Below are 15998 nucleotides of genomic sequence, written 5' to 3'. Positions count from 1 at the left end.
ATTGTTTCATTTGGTTTTTACGCAATTAATCCAAAATATTTTTTACGCTTTTCGCCTCAGTTAACTATTCTTTATCCGTTGTTTAAAGTTGAATCTCCTTCCCGTCGAAACAGTTGTGAAATCGGTTTTTACCGACCGAAAAAATCCGGCATTAAAACCAATAAATAATATAATGCAATCGATTGCTTTTTACTGAAATTTGCCTCATATTTGCTTGAAGCGTTTTTTTTAACACAAAATGACGCCTGCTACACCCGTATAAACCAATAATTCTACACTCTATGAAATTTTTTCTAAACCGTTGTTTAATAGTTTTATTAAGCGGCTTTTGCTTTGCGCTGCAAACGGCAAGCGCCACTGTGCGTTTGCCTAAGCTGATTAGTGATGGCATGATATTACAGCGGGATACCAAACTTAAAATATGGGGATGGGCAACGGCGGGCGAACAGATCAAAATAAAGTTCAATAATAAAACCGGCAAGGTAGTAACCAGTAAAAATGGCGAATGGTCAATAACCTTCCCGGCTATGAAAGCGGGCGGGCCCTATACCATGGATATAATGGCTGATGAACACCTGGTGATCAGGGATATTTTAATTGGCGACGTTTGGTTTTGCTCAGGGCAATCAAACATGGTATTGCCCATGGAGCGCGTTAAAGAAAAATATCCGGACGAAATTGCCGCAGCCGACTATCCGCAGGTAAGGAATTTTTTTATCCCCACAATGGCCGATGTTACTAAGTTACATGATGACCTTCCGGGCGGGAAATGGCTTGCGGCCACACCCGCAAATGTGCTGAGTTTTGGCGCGGCGGCCTATTTTTTTGCAAAGCAGATTTATCTTAAGCATCATATCCCTATTGGTTTGATAAATTCAAGTGTTGGAGGTACCCCAATTGAAGCGTGGGTAAGTGAAGCGGGGCTTAAGCAATTCCCGTTATATCAAAACAAGATCAATAAATTTAAAGATACCGCGTATGTGAGCACACTTGTTAATGAAGCAAGGGCTGCGGCAAAAAAACAGTTGCCGGTTATTGAAGATAAGGGTCTGATGGGTCCTCAAAAGTGGTATGATACTGCTTATGTTCCGCAAGACTGGCATAAATTTTGGCTTCCGGGTTATTGGGCCGACCAGGGTGTAAAGGGGTTAAACGGCATAGTTTGGTTCCGTAAAGAAATTGACGTTCCTGCTGATATGGCGGGCAAACTCTCAAAGCTTTTTATGGGCCGTATTGTTGACGCAGACCAGGCCTATGTTAATGGCGTGCTTGTAGGCGCTATCACTTATCAGTACCCCCCGCGCCGGTATACTTTGCCGCCGGGGACACTTAAGCCCGGGAAAAATGTCATTGTGGTTAAAGTTGTTAACACGGCAGGTAAGGGCGGCTTTGTGCCTGATAAACCTTATTACCTGCAAGTAGGCGATCAGAAAATAGATCTTCGCGGTGATTGGAAATACAAAGTAGGACAGGTTTTTGATCCCGGAGCCGCGGGCGACCAAGGTAACAGTTTTTCTGAACAAATGGAACCTGCCGGACTTTACAACACCATGGTTACGCCTGTTGTTAATTATTCGATAAAAGGAATTTTATGGTACCAGGGCGAAGCCAACACAAAGGAACCAAGATCATATCAAAATTTATTGCCCGCGCTTATTAATGATTGGCGTAGTAAGTGGCGCCTGGGCGATATTCCTTTTATATATGCGCAGTTGCCTAATTTTATGGAAGTGCGATACTCGCCTGCCGAAAGCCAGTGGGCCGAACTGCGCGAAGGACAGCGAAGGGCGCTCCGGATAGTAAACACAGGCATGGCGGTAACAATTGACGCCGGGGAATGGAACGATATTCACCCGCTGAACAAGAAGGCTGTGGGCGACCGCCTGGCCCTGGCGGCCGAGAAACTTGCTTATCATAACCAGGATATCATAGCCTCCGGACCATTGTATAAGTCATTTAAGATAGATAACAACAAGGTTATCATATCTTTTGATAATGCCGCCGGCGGTTTAACGGTAATGAATGGCGGCGAGCTTGCATATTTTGCTATCGCCGGAAAAGACAAGAAGTATGTTTGGGCCCAGGCGCGTATAAGCGGCGATACAGTAATTGTATGGAGCGATAAGGTTCCCGATCCTTTATATGTTCGTTATGCCTGGGCAGACAACCCGGAAGGTGCAAATCTCTACAACCGGGAGGGACTTCCTGCTTCGCCATTTACCACTGATACCGAATAGAAGATTCAAAATGATATTTCGATGCATAAAATTTATTTTATTTGTGCAATCGATTGTATTTTATGGTAGTTTTACGTCACCAAATTATAATGTACCTTAAAATTTCAGTCATGAAATGAGCAAATACCTGATTGTCACAAGTTTACTTGCATTGTGGGTGACTGTCACGCACGCGCAGCAAATAACAAAGGCGGTTCCCCGGTTGGTAAAAAACGGGAATACTACTCAGCTTTTGGTTGATAATAAGCCTTACTTCATTTTAGGCGGCGAACTGGGAAACTCAAGCGCTTCCAGCACAGCTTATATGAAGCCTGTATGGCCAAAGCTCAAAAAAATGAACCTGAATACGTTAATTGCACCTGTATATTGGGAATTGATGGAGCCGGCAGAAGGTAAATTCAATTTTAGTTTGGTTGACGACATGATTTTAAGTGCCAGGAGCAATCAGATGAAATTGGTGCTGCTGTGGTTTGGGAGCTGGAAAAACAGCATGTCATGTTACGCTCCTGAATGGGTTAAAACTGATCTGTCGCGTTTTCCACGGGCCGAGGATAAGAACGGTAAAAAGCAGGAAATACTAAGTCCCTTTAGTAAAAGCAATTTGGAGGCCGATAAACGTGCTTTTGTAAAACTGATGCAGCACCTTAAGGCTATTGACGGGGTACAGCATACGGTTATCATGATGCAGGTTGAAAATGAGATAGGGATGCTTCCTGATGCCCGCTGTTATGAAGCGGTGGCCAATAACGCGTTTGAACAGGCAGTGCCCGATAAGCTACTGAACTACTTAAAAGATCACAGGAACAGCTTATTCCCCGAAACAAAAAACCTTTGGGAGAAAAATGATTTTAAAACAAACGGCAATTGGGAAACAGTATTTGGAAAGAGCTTAGCTACCGATGAGGCATTTATGGCCTGGTATTATTCGGTTTATGTAAATGAAATTGCTTTGGCCGGCAAACAGGCCTATAATCTGCCCATGTATATTAACGCTGCCCTGAACAGGCCCGGTAAAAAGCCGGGCGAATATCCGAGCGCGGGACCTTTGCCGCAAGTTGCTGATATATGGAAAGCCGGCGCGCCGGCGATAGACATATTAGCGCCTGATTTTTACAACCCTGATTTTAAACACTGGAGCGATCTGTACACCCGGGCTTCAAACCCGCTGTTTATACCCGAGATACGTTTTGAGGAAGGTGTAGATGCCAAGGCCTTTTTCGCCTTTGGTAATTACAATTGCTTGTCCTTTTCACCATTTTCCATTGAATCAACCGAAAAGCCTGGGAAGGAGCCTATAGGCAAAGCTTATTACATCATTGATCAGCTTATACCATTAATTGCCAAAAATCAGCCGCTTGGCAAGGTTAAGGGCTTTTTATTCGACAAAGACACCGCAGATCAAAAAATAACTTTAGGCAATTATATACTAAAGGTTGCTCATGAATACAAATTGGGCTGGTCGGCCGAAGCTAAAAACCCTGTATGGCCCTCAACAGGCGTTATTGTTATTGAAGTAGCCCCATCTGAATATTACGTAGCCGGAACCGGTGTAGTTATCACTTTTGAACCTGTTTCCGCAGGAAAAAAAGCCGGTTTTATCAGTGTTGATGAGGGATACTTTGAAAATAACCATTGGGTAAATCAAAGGCGTATGAATGGCGACCAGGATCACCAGGGCAGGCATGTTCGCATTCCTGTTAGTGAATATAACATCCAGCATATAAAGTTATACACGTACTAAAAATAATGAAGTTCTTTAAATTAACCTGATAAGGTTTGGTTACAACAAATTGATTATATGAAGCTTACTATGAAAAACCTACTTTTTATAATTGCCGGATTTTTTCCGCTGTTAACTTATGCACAATCGCCGGGGCATAAACCATACGTTGCTTATACAGCAGGTAACGGATATTTTGCGTTGGCTGCAAACGCCAAAGCAGCCCCGGTTTATACGGGTGCTGATGAGTATCGTGGTGTAATGCGCGCGGTAAAAAGTTTTATGGGTGATATACACTCGGTAACCAAAACCTCACCGCAATTAATTACTGATGTCAGGAATAAAGGGAAAGTAATATTAATAGGTACGTTAGGGAAGAATGACCTTATAGATCAGTTAGTTGCCCAAAAAAAGCTCAATGTTTCGGGTATCAAGGGCAAATGGGAAACCTACCTGATACAGGTGGTGCAAAAACCATTTCCGGGTGTTGACCAGGCACTGGTAATTACCGGCAGCGACAAACGCGGAACCATATTCGGTATTTATGATGTTTCGGCGCAAATAGGTGTTTCGCCCTGGTATTGGTGGGCCGACGTGCCTGTAAAAGAACACAAGAGCCTGTATGTGGCGCCGGGCCGCCACACTGATGGCCAGCCAGCCGTAAAATACCGTGGCATCTTTATAAATGACGAAGCTCCCGCCTTTTCGGGCTGGGCGAGGGAAAAGTTTGGCGGACTTAATCATAAGGTATATGAGAAAGTATTTGAGCTTATTCTGCGCTTAAAGGGAAATTACCTGTGGCCCGCCATGTGGGGCAACGCGTTTAATGACGACGATAAACAAAACCCGGTGCTGGCCGATGAGTATGGTGTGGTAATGGGTACATCGCACCATGAACCGATGGACCGCGCGCAGCAGGAATGGAAACGATATGGAAAAGGGGCCTGGAATTATGAGGAAAACAAAGCCGTATTGCAGGATTTTTGGAAAAAGGGAATACAAAACATGGGAACTAAAGAAACCATTGTTACAGTTGGTATGCGCGGTGATGGCGATATGCCCATGACCGAAGGCAGTAATATTGCCCTGCTTGAAAACATTGTGCGCGACCAGCGTAAAATCATAGCTGAAGTAACAGGCAAAGAAGCTGCTCAAACGCCCCAAATGTGGGCGCTTTATAAAGAGGTACAGGCGTATTATGATAAGGGCATGCGTGTGCCTGATGATGTTACCTTGCTTTTGTGCGATGATAACTGGGGGAATATCCGCAAACTGCCTAAGCCGGGCGAGCCGCCGCGTAAGGGTGGGTATGGCATATATTATCATTTTGATTACGTGGGCGATCCCCGCAATTACAAATGGCTTAACACAAACCCCATATCAAAAACATGGGAACAGATGCACCTGGCCTATGAATATAACGCCCGGCAAATATGGATTGTTAATGTGGGCGACCTTAAACCGATGGAATTCCCCATCAGCTTTTTTCTGGATTATGCATGGGCGCCGCATAAATGGCCTGCCAATAGCTTGAGCACTTATACCACGGAATGGGCAACCCAGCAATTTGGGCCGCGCTATGCCAAAGAAATAGCCCGGATACTGACACTTTATACCAAATATAACGGCAGGCGAAAGCCCGAGCAGCTTGACCAGAATACCTACAGCCTTACTAATTATAATGAGTTTGAAACGGTTGTAAAAGATTACGATCAATTAAAATTGGATGCTGAAAACCTTTATGCCAAAATGCCGGCAAACTATAAAGACGCGTTTTATCAGCTGGTTTTACACCCCGTGCAGGCTTGCGCCAATTTAAATGAAATGTATTATGAGGTAGCCAAAAACAAATGGTATACCGAACAGGGGCGGGCGGCCTCAAATTCTACAGCTGTTAAAGCGAAAGCCTTATACGCAAAGGATAAAGAAATATCGCATTATTATAACACCGTATTGGCCGGCGGAAAGTGGAACCACATGATGGATCAAACCCATATAGGATATACTTACTGGCAACAGCCCGATTCAAATAAAATGCCGGAGGTAAAAGAGATTACTTTGCCCGAAGCGGCTCAAATGGCTGTTTCAGTGCCAGGATCTGCCAAATCATGGTCGGCAAAGGAAACTGTTCAGGTAATGCCCGGGCTTTACCCATGGGAAAAGGCGGGAAGCTATATAGAGATATTTAACAAGGGTAAAGCGTCCTTTAATTATACCGTCCAGTCGCCCAGTACTTATCTTAGCATTCAACCTCAATCAGGGCGCGTTACTGAGCAGCAAAGGGTTGCTATCCAGGTAAATTGGACCAAAGCACCGCAGGGTATAAGCCGTATTCCTGTAATTGTTAAAGGGCCGCAAGGAAACGTAACCATCAATATTACTATAAATAACGAACGGGCAAATAATACCGCTTATTTCAAAGAAAACAATGGTTACATAGCAATAGAGGCTGCACATTATACCAAAGCGATAACATCCCCTAATGCGAATTGGCAGCTGATCCCTGATTATGGGCGCACCCTATCGGGCATCATGCCCTGGCCGGTAACCGCCCAGAAAGTACAACCGGGTGGAAACAGTCCGCTTTTGGAATATAGCATCAGGTTAAAAGATACGGGCACCGTAGCCGTACAGGCTTATATATCGCCAACGCTCGATTTTAAAAATCAGGGCGGATTGCATTACGCTATCTCTATAGATGATGAGCAACCACAAACGGTTAATATTAACGCTGATGAATCTCAAGAAAAGTGGGGTGCAGATGTGAGCAATAGTATTAAGACGCTGGCCACCAAACATCATATCACCAGGGGAGGGATCCATACGGTAAAATACTGGATGGTAGATGCGGGCGTGGTGTTGCAAAAATTGGTTATTGACGCGAGCGGATTAAAAGACAGCTATCTTGGTCCGCCGGGCTTATAATAACTACAGGCTTTTGTACAGGATAAAGGATGGGAAATACAGGAAGAGTTATTCCTTGTATTTCCCTTTGTTTTATAAGGCTTGGTTAAAAATATAGGCGTTGTAAATAGAGCATAGAAATTGTAAATCAGTTTGTATTCTCTATTTTAGTAGTTAACCTGTATCGATCATGAAATTATTTAGCGCAGTTTTCTTTTTGCTGTTTTTTTGGTCAGCTACTTTCGCGCAAAAAGTTAGAAACACAAATTCCTCAAGTAGTTGGCACAAGATCATACAAATATTGAATAAACCCATTAGTGAGGATGACCAGATGATTGAACCTGATAGTCTTGGTAGCGCTGCACTCGAATATGAAGAATTAAGCACAGAGGCAATTGAAAAGCTTAAGCATAGAAACAACAAGCAATCTTCTAATATAATAACGTATAATGGGAATGATGGGCTACGCTTGGCTTATTATTCTGCACGTTTTGATAAATGGCTATCAGTCCTGTTGCCTTTTTCAACAGGGCCTTCTGAAATTAATTGGGTAAATCTTGATAAGAAGGCGCAACCGGAGTTAGTTATAAAAGGCGAAGTATTAAAATATGGAACAGGAGGCGGAACGACGGATTATGTTATGCTGATTCTAAATGTTGAGGATAAGCCCATTCAACTGTTAAAGATTACTTACGGATGGGGCGAAGAAAGCTTTGGTGACAAAGAACATAATGGAGTAGGTTCATACAATCATGATATTATACGTAGAGCAGCAATTACCGAAAATGGGCTTTTCTTGTCCAGCGACCCCAATAGCAAAACCGGCGATTATGATATTCCTAATGGGAGATACGTGCTTGTTGATGGTAAAATCATTAGTGCTAACGAAGTAGACTTTGTGAAAGACAACGAAAAAGTCTTATTACAATTCAACACACAAGCCGGTAAACGTTTGGTGCTCGCCATAGATTCCAACAATAAATATCTTGTGTATCGTTATGGAAGCCAGAATCATGTTGAATTGCAATATCCTCGTGATCTCGACAATAGCTTTTCTTTATTCAAATACGCTTATAAATCTAAAAATGCCGGCGTAATCAATTCCAACTTCGGATATAGCCAATTACACTTTTCGAATATTGAATTTACTTATAATATATACAACCAATATGACCGTATGGGTAGTATAACCCGGATCGGATTAATCGTTACCAATAATAAAACCCATAAGAAGACGCTCATACAAGGTAATTTGAAAAGTCTTAAAGGGCAATTAAGCGATTTAACAAACATACCAGCTATCAAACTTCAAAATGAAGACATCCTTGACGTATATGATTAGAATAATGTAGAACCTCAGTGTTTTCAATTCGTAAAAACAAGTTTCCCCTGCGTTCTCATAGAACAAGCCGTATGTTTTGTTTATTCATCCGCTTTGTTTAAAAGCCAATAGAGTTACCGCCATCAACCGGCAGCACAACGCCGGTAACATACCGGGAGGCATCTGAGCACAGATAAAATACGGCCTCGGCAATGTCTTCGGGCGATCCTAATTTACCCATCGGCGTACGGGACAATACCTTACCCTTTCTTTCCGGGTCATTATTAAGTGCTTTTGCCGACATGTCCGTAGCGATAAAGCCGGGTGCTATACAGTTTACACGTATGCCTTGCGGGGTAAGTTCCGTAGCCATCGCCCTCGTCATACCTTCAATTGCCGATTTGGTGGCTGTATAAGCTATTACATAAGGGATTCCATATTGCGACGCCATGGAACTTATATTAACAACACAACCGCCGCCGGTTGCGATCATTTTTTTGATGACCTCACGGCTCATAACAAACACCGAAGTAAGATTGGTTTGTAAAATATCCTGAAAATCCTGATCAGTAACCTCGGTAAAGGGTTTTTTCATGTTAATCCCGGCGTTGTTCACCAGGATGTCCGGAGTGCCAAATTCGGCGGTGATCTCGTCAACCAATGCCGGTATTACGGCAAGCTTGCTAAGGTCACAAACTTTATAGCTGCAAAGCGGGCCAAAGGTATTTGCCGCGGTTTGCAGTTTTTCCTCATTCCGGCCAACGATGATGGTTTTTATATTATTCTCAATGAACTTTTTGGTAGTGGCCAGGCCCAAGCCAGAAGCGCCGCCCGTAACTATTGCTATTTTAAATTTTGATTCCATTATTGATTGTAAATAGGAAGGTTTATACTTTACGAAGGGACGACTCCCGAACGATCATTTCTGACCTTAATATTAAACTGTGCGCCGGGTGGAACTCATCTTTATTGATCAGATGGTCTATCATTAATTTAGCGGCAACCTCGCCCATCTCATATCCTTTATAGTTTACCGTTGTTAGGTTAGGTTCAACCACTATTGCCGCCGGATCGTTATTGAACCCTGCAAAAGCCATATCGGCAGGCAGCTTAATGCCTTCTTTTTTTAACGTTTGCATGCAGCTTATAGCGCAATTATCATTGGCCGAGAAAACACCGTCAGGCCGGGGCGACATTTTTAGTATCTGGTGTGCCGAGGCGATACCCGCCTCGCTGCTCAGGTCGTTGATGATAACCAGGTCTGCATCAAACTGTATATTATGATCTTCCAGCGCCTTTTTGTAGCCTGCGTATCTTTCTGCGTATATTTTGCGCAGTTGGCTGGCGGTTATATGTACAATGCGTTTACAGCCTTGTTTTATGAGGTGCGTGGTAATCTCATATGCTGCTTTATAATTGTCAATATATATTTGCGGGCATCGGTCATGTTCAAAAACCCGGTCAAAAAATATAACCGGGATGTTTCGCTTTATAAAAGGCTCCAGATGATCAATGTTGGTGGTGTCATAAGCCAGCGAAATCAACAGGCCGTCTACCCGGTTAACCAGCATGGCATTAGCATTACTGATCTCTTTTTGCATGGTTTCTAACGATTGACTGATGATCAGGTTGTAATTGTTGTTGTTTAAAACCTTTTCTAAACCGGCAATCACATCTGCCATAAAATTGCTGTTAAGCCTCGGAACAATAAGGCCTATAATATGGCTGCTTTTTTTGCGCAAGTTACTGGCAAATGAATTTGAGCGGTAACCCATTTCATTTGCAATCTTAATAACCAGTTTTTTTGTTTTTTTGCTAACCCGCGGATGATCTTTAAGGGCCCTGCTAACAGTGGCCGCCGAGATATTGAGCTTATTGGCTATATCGTAAATAGTTATTTCTTTTTCGCCGCCGGTCATTTAACGATTGGGTAACAATTGATTTTATTTGTAAGGACGGCTAAAGATAGAGAATTAAGTGATGCAAGAAAAATTATGTACAATCGATTGCACAAATATTTACATTTGCTGCATGCAAAATTGTGCCTGGTAAATAAAATTCAAGGAAAAGCAGCTCAATCAATTAAACAAAACCTTAATTATGATCCCCGATTTAGAACAAACTTTCAGGTGGTTTGGCCCGTCAGACTCAGTAACGCTGCAGGCCATTAAACAAACCGGCGCTGCTGGTATAGTTTCGGCCCTGCACCATGTGCTATGCGGTGACGTATGGAGTGCGGCAGAGATTGGCATGCGAAACAATGTCATTAAAAATGCAGGTTTCAAATGGTCGGTGGTTGAAAGTGTAAATATTCATGAAAGCATTAAGCTGGGTTATGTGGAAAGGGACAGATACATTGACAATTATATAGTTACCCTTAAAAACTTAGCAAACGCAGGTATTAATACCGTTTGTTACAACTTTATGCCTGTGTTAGACTGGACACGCACCCATCTTGATTATCGGCTTGCCAATAACGCGTCGGCATTACGGTATGAGGCATCGGCGCTGGCGGCATTTGATCTTTACATTTTGAAGCGCGAGGAGGCGTTTAATGAATTTTCGCCCGCGCAGCAATCGGCAGCAAAAAAATACCTGGATAGCCTTAGCCGTGAAGACAAGGAATTGCTCACCAATACCATCCTTGCCGGTTTGCCGGGCACTGATGAGGTATTTACAATCGATCAATTCAAAGCGTATTTGGTAAAATACAACCAAACCGACAGTAATGCCTTAAAGAACAATCTTTTTTATTTTCTGCGGGCTATTATACCATCGGCAGAAGAAGCGGGTATTAAAATGTGTATCCACCCTGATGATCCTCCGTTTCCAATACTTGGCTTGCCCAGGGTGGCATCTACGGAGCGCGACCTGGCCGATATTGTAAACGCCTGTCCATCTGTAAGCAATGGCATCACTTTATGCACCGGGTCATTAGGGGCGAGGGCCGACAATGATATCCCCGGTATCATCTCGCGTTTGGGGCAACATATCCATTTCCTGCATTTGAGGAACGTTAAGCGGGAAACTGATGGCAGCTTTTATGAAGCCGAGCATTTAGCCGGCAGCACTGATATGTACGCGGTGATGAAAAGTATTTTAAATGAACAATTGCGCAGAAAAGAAGCGGGAAGGGAAGACCTCGCTATACCCATGCGGCCGGACCACGGACATAAGATATTAGATGACTATAATTATGATACCTATCCCGGGTACTCCATAATTGGCAGGTTAAAAGGGCTGGCTGAGTTACGCGGGCTCGAAATGGGGGTTAAGAGAGCATTAGCCATGCCATTAGCATAAACGGTTCATAAAATATTGATCATTCCTTTTGAGATTTCAATAACGGTTTATATATTTACAATCGATTGCATAAGCCAAATAACCAATTTTTCCCATTAATTATGAACCGGCAAACCATTTCAAAAAAATCGTTCCATATGTTGTTTTTAGCATTTGGCGCCCTGAGCTTTTATCAGGTAAAGGCGCAAAGCGCAACAGAAGCTAAACAAGGGTATCTTTCCCCACCGCTTATCAAATCCATATATACGGCAGACCCATCTGCACATGTATTTGATGGAAAGATATACATTTATCCGTCGCATGATATTGATGCGGGGATTCCTGAAAATGATAACGGCGACCATTTCGCTATGAATGATTATCATATCCTTTCTATGGACTCCATAAACGGGCCGGTTACTGATCATGGAGTAGGGTTAGCTATCAAGAATATCCCGTGGGCAGGAAGGCAACTCTGGGCGCCTGATGCCGCATTTAAAAACGGAATATATTATCTGTATTTCCCGGTAAAGGATAAACAGGATGTTTTCAGGATAGGGGTGGCCACATCAAAAAATCCGGCCGGGCCGTTTAAAGCTAATCCCAAACCCATTGCGGGGAGCTTTAGCATTGACCCCGCCGTATTTACCGATACAGACGGAAGCAGCTATATGTATTTTGGCGGTATTTGGGGCGGTCAGCTGCAACGCTGGAAAAATGGCAAGTATGATGCAAACGGCTCAAAAACCGATCTGCAAAAAGATGACGAACCGGCATTAAGCTGTAAAGTAGTAAAATTAAAAGGCAATATGGTTGAATTTGCCGGCCCGGTTAAAGATGTTGTGATCCTGGATAGTTTAGGTAAGCCGCTATTGGGTAAAGATCATGACCGGAGATTTTTTGAAGGATCATGGATGCATAAGTATAATGGGAAATACTATTTCTCTTACTCAACCGGCGACACCCATTTATTGGAATATGCAATAGGCGACAGTCCGCTTGGGCCGTTTACATACCAGGGGGTATTTATGAAACCCGTGCAAGGCTGGACCACCCATCACTCCATAATTGAATTTAAAGGAAAGTGGTATATATTTTATCATGATACCGAGCTTTCGGGGAAAACACATTTAAGAAATATAAAAGTTACCGAATTGTATCATAATGCTGATGGTTCAATTAAGCTTATAGATCCGTTTGGGCCTAAATCTTAAAAACTTTTTACAGGCAGTCATTGCTGCAAGGTATTGCCCCTCAGAATCTCCCCCACCCCGGGGGAGATTTTTTGCTTTAAACCCTACAGGGTTGGGCAGGGTTTTGCGGCCAGGCTTCAACAGGCCGCCCTTTGCAATACAAAAAATATCGCTAATTTTAGGCTGATCAATTAATCGACCCCGGGTTATCAGCATGTTTTATATGAAAAGATACATTTTAGCGCTCCTTTTATTCATCTCCTTTTCTGGATACTCTCAAAATTCAATTAATAACTACAAATATGTGATAGTGCCTGAAAAATTCAGCTTTCAGAAACAAAATGATCAGTACGGAATAAATAGTCTTACCCGGTCGCTTTTAGAGTCAAAGGGCTTTACGGTTTATTTAGACAATGGAGAGCTGCCCGCGGAACTGGCCAATAACAAATGTAACGCGCTGAACGCCGACTTGTCTGAAAAAAGCACCATGTTTACCACCGGCCTTACACTTTTACTAAAAGATTGCCAGGGTAACGTGGTTTTTAAAAGTAAGGAGGGTAAAAGCCGCGAAAAGGAATATAATGTTTCTTATAATTTGGCTTTAAGAGCTGCTTTTGAGTCGTTGAAAGAGGCTTCGTACGTTTATAACGGAACCACACATGAACAAGGGCAGCAAATCGTTGTATCAACACCGTCAGTGGCAACGCCGGCAGTATCAACGCCAGCAGTATCAACACCGGCAGTAGCAACGCCAGCAGTGGCAGCACCGGTAGTATCAACACCAGCAGTGACGGCACCTATAACTACGACTGTACCTGCTCCCGCAAAACCAGTGTCGGTAGCAACAACCCAGCCGTCAGGAACCCTGTACGCCCAGGCAATAACCAATGGATATCAACTAATTGATACTACACCGAAAATAGTTTTAACCTTGCTTAAAACTTCGGTACAGGATTATTTTATTGCCGGTAACGGCACAGCTAACGGGATAGTTTTTAAAAAAGGCGAAAATTGGTTTTTTGAATACTATAAGGATGGCAAGCTTATTGCCGAAAAGCTATTGGTTAAATTCTAACCCACTTTTGTTCGCGTGCCGGTTAATTCGGACAGCCGCTATCGCAGCAGCCCGATAAAATAGTTGCTCATTTGAGCAAACAAATCCTGGTTTATATAATACCTGGTATTGGTTTTTGTACCGGTTGTTTGTATCAGGCCCAGCGTTTTTAACCTGGATATATGTTGGTTTATTGTTTCCGCCGGAAACGGAACAGCCGTTAAATCTGCCCAGGTAGCGGCGTTATGGTGCGTTACGATGGCCCGGATAATGGCAACCCTTACCGGAAACCTGAAAACCTTTGCAAAATTGGCCAGCCGGATATCATTATTTATAATATTTTGATCATTTAAAAGCATAACTTATTTAAAATGATTAGTTGAAAAGCTATTGATGTTTTGGTGAAAGCCGGACTTTATGACAAGCCAGATCGCATATTGGCTCCCGGAATCAATGCCAGTAAAAGATAGAATAATTCAACTTTCAGCATTTATGGTCCGACGCTATTTCTCAATACGCCGTTAAAGACATCAAATTTTCCAGCTGTGGATAGTGGCCAGGAAATTAGCCGGATGGTAAGCTTTATGATTGAGAAAAAAACTGTTTGCAGCAGTTTCATTTACCACCGCCAATGCGGGCAATTTAGCAAACCTTACAAAAGGTGCGGCAAACGATACGGGATTTTTAGCAAATATTACTCTTGGCCGCAATAAAATAATTGCCGGCACCGGTTTGCTGTCTGTAAGCCGGGTAGCTGTAACCCTATAAGGCTTGATATTCTCCTTATGCAAAACAAGGTACCCTGAATTGTTATCGGAGTAGTAAATGCCGGGGCACCTGGTAACATAGCAGCATGAAAAAGCAAAATATAATACAGCTATAAATAAAGGTAATATCTTTCCGTTTGCTGTTTTTAAACTCATTTGCTATTGTACAGGGGCTTAAACAATAGTAACAAATTTACGTTGTGAACATTATGGGAGTGTTTATTATTTGTTAAAATGGCGTTAACTAATTTTTACAATATTGCAGTGCTTTCATATTTATTAAGTATATTTAAATACCAATTATTTCCTAATGGGCAGGTATATCAAAACATTAAGTATTGTTTTGCTTATTTTGAGCGAAATGAATCTTTATGGCCAGGAAAAGACCAAAAGGATATGTTTTGAATTTTATTCCGGTACGTTTAATGCCGAAGTTGATACCTCCATCCTGATCACCACCCCCTTAAAACTTTCCGCAGCCGACATTGATGCCTTTTATGACCGCGTAAAAACAGGCGTAAGTCAGCCGCTTATTACGTCGCTTTTAAATTATAAAGAACAACATCAGCTTGATGATTGGCTGTATTACCAGCTGATCCGCAAAACGGCGCAGCAGATAAGTCCGAAAGAATTGAATTATGGAAATTATACCCTGTATAAATGGTTTTTACTTTCAAGATCAGGATATGATGCACGGCTGGCCCTTACTAAGGATAAGATCATCTTTTATGTTTATAACGATGAGGATATCTCAGACATCCCTTTTTATATGGTTGATGGCAAAAAGTACATGTGCCTGAACATTCATGACTATCCAAGCACCGATTTAGAAAAAGAACCCATATCGCCCGTAAATATTACCATACCCGAAGCCACAAGATCATTTTCATATAAGGTGACCAAAATGCCCGACTTTACACCTGCCGAGTATTTTGAAAAAGAGCTGCAATTTAACTACAAGCATAAAGCATACTATTTTAAAATTAAGCTCAATCCGCAGGTTGAAACCATATTTAAAAATTACCCCGGGGTTGATTTTGAGTCTTATTTTAACATCCCGCTGAGCAAGGAAACCTATGGGTCGCTTATTCCCCTGCTTAAGAAAAATATAAGCAAAATGAGCACCATCAAGGGGGTTGATTATTTAATGCATTTTACCCGCTATGCCTTTTTATATGAGAACGACGATTTAAACTATGGGAAAGAAAAGCGATTGAGCCCCGAAGAAACATTATTTGCCAGCTATAGTGATTGTGATGACAGGGCCGCGCTGTTTTTTTACCTGGTAAAGGAAATATACAATTTGCCTATGATAGCGGTTTTGTACCCGACACATATTACCATGGCTGTTCAGTTTGATAAAGTTATTGGCAGCCCGATAATTTACAAAGGCCGGGCATATTCATTTTGTGAACCTACTCCGCAGCTGAGTGACCTGCGCATAGGGCAAATTTCAGATTCACATAAAAAGGAGCCTTACCAGGTTGTGTATGAATATACCCCAAAAGTAAATTAGGCGG

The 15998-nt window shown here is 42.5% G+C and carries 12 protein-coding genes; 8 read left to right on the top strand and 4 right to left on the bottom strand.

The features are described 5' to 3' along the window. Positions 1–281 precede the first annotated feature (281 nt). The 4 genes from J2W55_RS07210 to J2W55_RS07195 all read left to right on the top strand — a co-directional run bounded on the left by J2W55_RS07210 (position 282) and on the right by J2W55_RS07195 (position 8203). Positions 282–2237 (top strand): sialate O-acetylesterase, encoded by a 1956-nt coding sequence (locus tag J2W55_RS07210; RefSeq protein WP_310093627.1) that lies wholly within the window; start codon positions 282–284, stop codon positions 2235–2237. Between the two features lie 115 nt (positions 2238–2352). Beyond that, positions 2353–3978, top strand: coding sequence for a GH35 family beta-galactosidase (locus J2W55_RS07205; RefSeq protein ID WP_310093625.1), 1626 nt, complete (start codon positions 2353–2355; stop codon positions 3976–3978). A gap of 69 nt (positions 3979–4047) precedes the next feature. Further along, complete coding sequence (locus tag J2W55_RS07200) at positions 4048–6882, top strand: glycosyl hydrolase 115 family protein (protein WP_310093622.1); 2835 nt, start codon at positions 4048–4050, stop codon at positions 6880–6882. 169 nt (positions 6883–7051) lie between these two features. After that, a complete protein-coding gene (locus J2W55_RS07195; protein ID WP_310093619.1) occupies positions 7052–8203 on the top strand; it encodes a hypothetical protein in 1152 nt (383 codons plus the stop codon). A gap of 97 nt (positions 8204–8300) precedes the next feature. Here the strand turns inward: J2W55_RS07195 and J2W55_RS07190 are convergent, their stop codons facing one another. Both J2W55_RS07190 and J2W55_RS07185 read right to left on the bottom strand, forming a co-directional pair. Next, the gene (locus J2W55_RS07190) at positions 8301–9047 is read right to left on the bottom strand and encodes an SDR family NAD(P)-dependent oxidoreductase (RefSeq protein ID WP_310093617.1); all 747 of its coding nucleotides are present in this window, start codon (positions 9045–9047) and stop codon (positions 8301–8303) included. 22 nt (positions 9048–9069) lie between these two features. Continuing rightward, entirely contained in the window at positions 9070–10101 is a 1032-nt protein-coding gene (locus tag J2W55_RS07185) for a LacI family DNA-binding transcriptional regulator (RefSeq protein WP_310093614.1), read from the bottom strand. A 181-nt stretch (positions 10102–10282) separates the two neighbouring features. Here J2W55_RS07185 and uxuA point away from each other — a divergent pair, with 181 nt between their 5' ends. From uxuA to J2W55_RS07170, 3 genes are all read left to right on the top strand, one after another. Next, positions 10283–11485 (top strand): mannonate dehydratase, encoded by a 1203-nt coding sequence (uxuA, locus tag J2W55_RS07180; protein ID WP_310093612.1) that lies wholly within the window; start codon positions 10283–10285, stop codon positions 11483–11485. A 101-nt stretch (positions 11486–11586) separates the two neighbouring features. Then, positions 11587–12678, top strand: a complete 1092-nt coding sequence (locus tag J2W55_RS07175; protein ID WP_310093610.1) for a glycoside hydrolase family 43 protein — start codon at positions 11587–11589, stop codon at positions 12676–12678. Between the two features lie 202 nt (positions 12679–12880). Then, entirely contained in the window at positions 12881–13732 is an 852-nt protein-coding gene (locus J2W55_RS07170; RefSeq protein ID WP_310093608.1) for a hypothetical protein, read from the top strand. 38 nt (positions 13733–13770) lie between these two features. On the opposite strand, the gene J2W55_RS07165 is transcribed toward J2W55_RS07170, so the two are convergent. Then, the gene (locus J2W55_RS07165) at positions 13771–14070 is read right to left on the bottom strand and encodes an ArsR/SmtB family transcription factor (RefSeq protein WP_310093606.1); all 300 of its coding nucleotides are present in this window, start codon (positions 14068–14070) and stop codon (positions 13771–13773) included. 171 nt (positions 14071–14241) lie between these two features. Beyond that, positions 14242–14634: a hypothetical protein gene (locus J2W55_RS07160; protein WP_310093604.1), complete on the bottom strand. Its 393-nt coding sequence runs from the start codon at positions 14632–14634 to the stop codon at positions 14242–14244. 154 nt (positions 14635–14788) lie between these two features. Here J2W55_RS07160 and J2W55_RS07155 point away from each other — a divergent pair, with 154 nt between their 5' ends. Beyond that, entirely contained in the window at positions 14789–15994 is a 1206-nt protein-coding gene (locus J2W55_RS07155; protein ID WP_310093602.1) for a hypothetical protein, read from the top strand. The last annotated feature ends 4 nt before the right edge of the window (positions 15995–15998 follow it).

The organism is Mucilaginibacter pocheonensis (assembly GCF_031456535.1).
In the GTDB taxonomy this organism is placed as follows: domain Bacteria; phylum Bacteroidota; class Bacteroidia; order Sphingobacteriales; family Sphingobacteriaceae; genus Mucilaginibacter; species Mucilaginibacter pocheonensis.
The sequence above is the reverse complement of the archived record's forward strand: the minus strand, read 5'-3'. Positions and strand labels throughout refer to the sequence as shown.

Excerpts from the sequence above, each read along its gene's own strand:
- J2W55_RS07175 (WP_310093610.1), top strand. The coding sequence starts at position 11,587 with ATGAACCGGCAAACCATTTCAAAAAAATCGTTCCATATGTTGTTTTTA.
- J2W55_RS07190 (WP_310093617.1), bottom strand. The coding sequence starts at position 9,047 with ATGGAATCAAAATTTAAAATAGCAATAGTTACGGGCGGCGCTTCTGGC.
- J2W55_RS07160 (WP_310093604.1), bottom strand. The coding sequence starts at position 14,634 with ATGAGTTTAAAAACAGCAAACGGAAAGATATTACCTTTATTTATAGCT.
- J2W55_RS07185 (WP_310093614.1), bottom strand. The coding sequence starts at position 10,101 with ATGACCGGCGGCGAAAAAGAAATAACTATTTACGATATAGCCAATAAG.
- J2W55_RS07155 (WP_310093602.1), top strand. The coding sequence starts at position 14,789 with ATGGGCAGGTATATCAAAACATTAAGTATTGTTTTGCTTATTTTGAGC.
- J2W55_RS07195 (WP_310093619.1), top strand. The coding sequence starts at position 7,052 with ATGAAATTATTTAGCGCAGTTTTCTTTTTGCTGTTTTTTTGGTCAGCT.
- J2W55_RS07200 (WP_310093622.1), top strand. The coding sequence starts at position 4,048 with ATGAAAAACCTACTTTTTATAATTGCCGGATTTTTTCCGCTGTTAACT.
- J2W55_RS07165 (WP_310093606.1), bottom strand. The coding sequence starts at position 14,070 with ATGCTTTTAAATGATCAAAATATTATAAATAATGATATCCGGCTGGCC.
- uxuA (WP_310093612.1), top strand. The coding sequence starts at position 10,283 with ATGATCCCCGATTTAGAACAAACTTTCAGGTGGTTTGGCCCGTCAGAC.
- J2W55_RS07210 (WP_310093627.1), top strand. The coding sequence starts at position 282 with ATGAAATTTTTTCTAAACCGTTGTTTAATAGTTTTATTAAGCGGCTTT.
- J2W55_RS07170 (WP_310093608.1), top strand. The coding sequence starts at position 12,881 with ATGAAAAGATACATTTTAGCGCTCCTTTTATTCATCTCCTTTTCTGGA.
- J2W55_RS07205 (WP_310093625.1), top strand. The coding sequence starts at position 2,353 with ATGAGCAAATACCTGATTGTCACAAGTTTACTTGCATTGTGGGTGACT.